The sequence below is a fragment of the Nostoc sp. XA010 genome (assembly GCF_020829625.1).
Lineage (GTDB): Bacteria > Cyanobacteriota > Cyanobacteriia > Cyanobacteriales > Nostocaceae > Nostoc.
In genome coordinates this window covers 1-4410 of sequence record NZ_JAIVFX010000110.1, presented here as the reverse complement: position 1 = coordinate 4410, position 4410 = coordinate 1, and the positions used below count along the sequence as shown (strand labels likewise).

The 4410-nt window shown below is 43.6% G+C and carries 7 protein-coding genes and 1 pseudogene; 5 read left to right on the top strand and 3 right to left on the bottom strand.

The genetic code is table 11. From position 1 onward, the window contains the following. Window positions 1-389: thiol-disulfide oxidoreductase DCC family protein (locus LC608_RS36275; RefSeq protein WP_229558124.1), on the bottom strand; the 389-nt coding region annotated here is incomplete at its 3' end. A gap of 116 nt (window positions 390-505) precedes the next feature. Here LC608_RS36275 and LC608_RS37965 point away from each other — a divergent pair. The 3 genes and pseudogenes from LC608_RS37965 to LC608_RS36265 form a co-directional block, all read left to right on the top strand. Then, a pseudogene (locus LC608_RS37965) lies at window positions 506-606 on the top strand (HU family DNA-binding protein); the annotation flags it as partial. Window positions 607-610: 4 nt separating this feature from the next. Further along, window positions 611-790, top strand: coding sequence for a hypothetical protein (locus tag LC608_RS36270; protein WP_229558123.1), 180 nt, complete (start codon window positions 611-613; stop codon window positions 788-790). 66 nt (window positions 791-856) lie between these two features. Then, window positions 857-1054 (top strand): hypothetical protein, encoded by a 198-nt coding sequence (locus LC608_RS36265; RefSeq protein WP_229558122.1) that lies wholly within the window; start codon window positions 857-859, stop codon window positions 1052-1054. Between the two features lie 172 nt (window positions 1055-1226). Here the strand turns inward: LC608_RS36265 and LC608_RS36260 are convergent, their stop codons facing one another. Beyond that, window positions 1227-1553, bottom strand: coding sequence for a hypothetical protein (locus LC608_RS36260; RefSeq protein ID WP_229558121.1), 327 nt, complete (start codon window positions 1551-1553; stop codon window positions 1227-1229). Here LC608_RS36260 and LC608_RS36255 point away from each other — a divergent pair. Beyond that, on the top strand, window positions 1547-1810 hold the full coding sequence (locus tag LC608_RS36255; protein ID WP_229558120.1) for a hypothetical protein: 264 nt from the start codon (window positions 1547-1549) through the stop codon (window positions 1808-1810). The two genes, LC608_RS36260 and LC608_RS36255, sit on opposite strands and share 7 nt — an antisense overlap. 88 nt (window positions 1811-1898) lie before the next feature. Here LC608_RS36255 and LC608_RS36250 read toward each other — a convergent pair whose 3' ends face one another. After that, window positions 1899-3260, bottom strand: a complete 1362-nt coding sequence (locus LC608_RS36250; RefSeq protein ID WP_229558119.1) for a TrpB-like pyridoxal phosphate-dependent enzyme — start codon at window positions 3258-3260, stop codon at window positions 1899-1901. A gap of 797 nt (window positions 3261-4057) precedes the next feature. Here LC608_RS36250 and LC608_RS36245 point away from each other — a divergent pair. Next, on the top strand, window positions 4058-4210 hold the full coding sequence (locus LC608_RS36245; RefSeq protein WP_229558118.1) for a ribbon-helix-helix protein, CopG family: 153 nt from the start codon (window positions 4058-4060) through the stop codon (window positions 4208-4210). Window positions 4211-4410 lie beyond the last annotated feature (200 nt).

Sequence of the window (4410 nt, the reverse complement as noted above, 5' to 3'; positions counted from 1 at the left end):
CAAATTCCATATAGGAAGTCGGCAATAGCACCGATAACTGGTAAGGAAGTTGCAGCATAGACCCAACCCATCCCCAGAATTTCGTAAATGCGATGGAAAACTTCAACATTTTTAACTAGCGTTCCGTCTGGCAACACAGCATGAATACGCCCCATTGCAGTTTCATAGTCAACACCGCCATCTGCTTGGGGATTGTAGTCATCAGCTGCAATATCTACAAACGCCGCCAGCCCTCGACCCGCGTCCCGCTTTTTCAAAAAGTTAACCTCACGCAGACACAAGGGACATTGGCCGTCATACAGCAGTTTGATTTTCCACGACGGCAGAGTGGATAAAGGCTGGTCTAGAGAGTTGTTACAACCGTAAGATTGGATTTGTGGTGAGGACATTTTGGGAGCTTAACTAAGTTTATTTCCTTACATCAAGCGTAACGCCTCTGGAATTATAGGGTTTAGCACATTCGAGCGACGCGTAGCTTGCCGCCGTAGGCATCGCTACTAGCGTGAAGGGTAGTAATTCCAAAACCCAAGAGGTAATGACAATTCCAGCCACTAGAGTGCCTGCATTTTCTGCTTGTTACAGTTTAAAGAAAAAGTAGCGCCATAGATGAATGCCTTTACCACTAGCAATTCAATCACTGCAAAGCTGTAATGTTCGCCCTACAGCCCTGCTCAAGAGAGGAGACGCTATTCGCGTTCGGGCATCAAGAAGGCAGGCATTGGCGCAGCCATCGCTGTTCTTCAGATATGTGGGCAATGGGGAAAATGTAAGTGTTGAATTGCAGATGTAAAAAAAAAGCGCGATCGCTGCATTTATTTTGGGCATTCTGAAAAGATAGCGTTTACTGAAGAAAGTCATGTTTAAAGGATTCGGTGACCCAAAGAAAAAATCAGTGCTTGAAAAGAATGAACTGACTACAGGTATCGTGCAGCACCCAATTACGAAACGTTGGCAAACTTGGATATCATTTACTGGTCATGATATACAGTGTGTCACTGCCCATAATCAGCGAGATGATGCTGGTAGAGTCGCTAAACAGATGGCTTCAGCTTAGAGTGAGGGGAAATACAAAACCCAGCAAGAGGTAACAGCTTTTATCCAATCGCTGCCTACTGATGCTGTCATAGACCCATTACCCCAAAATATTGTGATGCATTAAGTCAGCAGGCATTAAGCGCAAGGAAGTAATTAGAGCGATGGCTACACCAACGTCAAGGGCGAACGCTCTAAACAGTATCATCCATCCATCCGCACTCTGGATTTTGACAGTCCCAATGCACCCGTGCCGACCAGTCCCGGTCAAATTCAGCACTACACCGGGGGCATCTACCTGTAAACATCGGATGCCAGTCAATCAGTTCTAGCTGCTGTTCCCGTGTCCAGTGTTGCCGGGGCTGTAAAATCAATTCGCCGTTATAATAAGTTGCGCCTTCTGGTTGCCATAACTCATACAGTTCAATGTTAGGGTCTTCTCGAAAGTCCAAGCAGCTGTCGCCGTCTACCCCATCAAGATGGACAGCACAGACGAGGTAAGGGTTATGGGCGAATGGCACTAAGAAAAGGGAAAATCGTTGAGGCAGCAGGGGTGCAGAGGAGCGCAGGAGCAGGGGAGAAAGAAGAAATTTTAGGCATACGAACAGAAGAAATAGAAATTCCCCTCTGCGCCCCTGCCCCCCTGCCCCCCTGCTCCTCTGCAATCCTTACGCTGCATACTTTTCAGCTTAACTTAGTGCCATTCGGTTATGGGCATACAGGAAACAGCGATGCCTACGGCGGGCTACGCCTACGCACTCTGGAAGTTTCAGCATAGTATCAGTTTACTGTCTGTTCCAAGCGATCGCTTGTTAGTTCAACTGTATGGTTGTTTCGAGCGTCACTGCGAATAGGGAATTGTTGGGTCATGAATCAACTACAGGTAATCCTGCCAGGGCCATTGCCACTTCTTCTGCACTATATTCAGTATTAACAAGCCGTCCAGCTTGATAATCGATATAAGCTTGCATATCAAAATGTCCATGACCGCAAAGATTAAACAGGATAGTTTTAGTAACATCTTCTTCTTTGCAGAGCAGAGCCTCGTCAATTGTTGCTTTGACAGCATGATTAGCTTCTGGTGCTGGTAAAATCCCTTCTGCACGGGCAAAAGTTAATCCAGCAGCAAAGCAAGCGAGTTGGGATTCAGCACGCGATTCAACTAACCCCAAATTCACAATATGGCTAACAAGGGGAGCCATACCGTGATAGCGCAAGCCTCCAGCATGAATTCCTTCAGGAACAAAACTACTACCTAAAGTATGCATTTTGGTAAGTGGGGTTAAGTGGGCAGTATCACCAAAATCGTAAGCATATTTTCCACGAGTCAATGAGGGACAAGCAGCAGGTTCGACAGCTATTACTTGTATATCTTGTTCTCCTCGCAGTTTAGCACCGATAAATGGGAAGGCAATTCCAGCAAAGTTGCTACCGCCACCAGTGCAGCCAATAACAATATCAGGATAATCTCCTGCCATTTCTAATTGAGTCAATGCTTCTTGACCAATCACGGTTTGATGTAGCAGTACATGATTGAGAACACTACCTAAAGTATACTTAGTTTGTTCATCAGCAGCAGCTACTTCTACAGCTTCACTAATAGCAATCCCCAAACTGCCATTACTATTGGGATTTTGTGCAAGAATTTTACGTCCGGCTTGGGTTTGAGTACTTGGGCTAGCAACGACCCTTGCACCGTATGTTTCCATTAAAGCTCGGCGGTAAGGCTTTTGCTGGTAGCTAACCTTTACCATATAAACTAAAACTTCTAAATCGAATAGCGCACCGGCAAAAGCTAGAGATGATCCCCACTGTCCGGCTCCTGTTTCAGTAGTTAGCTTTTTGACTCCAGCTTGTTTATTGTAGTATGCTTGGGCGACCGCAGTATTGGGTTTGTGGCTTCCAGAGGGACTAACACCCTCATATTTGTAGTAAATTTTGGCAGGCGTATCTAAAGCTTGTTCTAGACGACGGGCACGATAAAGAGGAGTTGGTCGCCACTGGCAATAAATAGAGCGGACTGCATCTGGTATTTCAATCCATCTTTGTTGGCTAACTTCTTGCTCAATCAGTGCCAATGGAAACAAAGGTAATAATTCATCTGGTGTAATTGGCTTACCAGTAACAGGATTTAAAACTGGTGGTAAGGCTTGTGGCAAGTCAGCCTGGATGTTGTACCAAGCTTTTGGCATCTGGTCTTCAGTCAGAACGTATTTAATCGTGTCCATATAATAAAGTGATGCAAGAGTTCTATTGTGCTTTTACGATTCTCTAAGAAAAAGGTTAACTCTCACTGTTATAAAGCTTTGCCCCAGTAACAGTAAAATCAAATCATTTGGTTGCAAGTAACTACAAGGCAATCCCAAGCGCATCATACCCTAATACACTTGGGTTAAGCATTTTTTCTGGTGTGCCTTCTGGTGTCGGCTTTTTCTAAGACACAGCGAATGCACCGAAAAGCGCTAGCAGAAGGCAGAAGGCTGGCTGCTGATCTCTAAGCTAGTTGGGGGTAGCGCTGCTGTTGAGAAAAAGACAGGGGAGAGAACAGATTGTTGTGATGGAAGCAGTAGGAGAATTGCTGCTTCTGCAAAGCCAGAGTAATTAAGCCAAAATCTAGTTGTCTAGTTTAATTGCGTAGGCGCAGCCCGCCGTAGGCATCGCTTCCTCAATCGCCTTATATCTTTAACCTCATGCTGTGGCTTTGGTTACTGATGGTTGCTAATGTATATCAAAGTAGTGCCGATACTTTTTTAAGAAACGATAAAAACTTACTTGACCAGAGTACCTATTTTGTGTGAGAGTATTTTATCCTTTCTTGATAATGTCTTAATAATTATTGGTTTTAATGAGCTAGAACTTCATTGTCTAAAATAGACTTTACGTCCTCCCTATTATTTCCAAAAACATATTAGTTTGCTTCATCATCTCTTAAATTAAAAGCCAGTAGTAGCCCCATGTTAAAGAACATATTAAGTGATTGATATTAGAGAATTAGTTGCTAAATCAAACTTTTCTAATATCTATTATGAATAAAAAATGGGCTGCTAAACGGCTTACAATCAATCTTACCTCCAGTGAAGCAGAGAAGCTGGAAAAATACTGTTCAATGACTGGTAGACCAGCAACCGATGTGATCCGGGAATTAATTCGTTCTCTGACTATTGAAGATAAAGAGTAAAAACCTAGAATTAAAGAAAAGTAGACTGGATAATATTTTCTACTTTAAGATATAGAACTAATTTGTGGGTTAACTATAGCGGTTATCAGTCTTCTGAAGTACAGTAGCAGCAGTGAGTAAACCAACCCAGTAAATTCTCTATCGTCACTTCTGCGAATGCCGCATCTAATGCCTTAAGTAAATCAGGATATGTCCTTGCA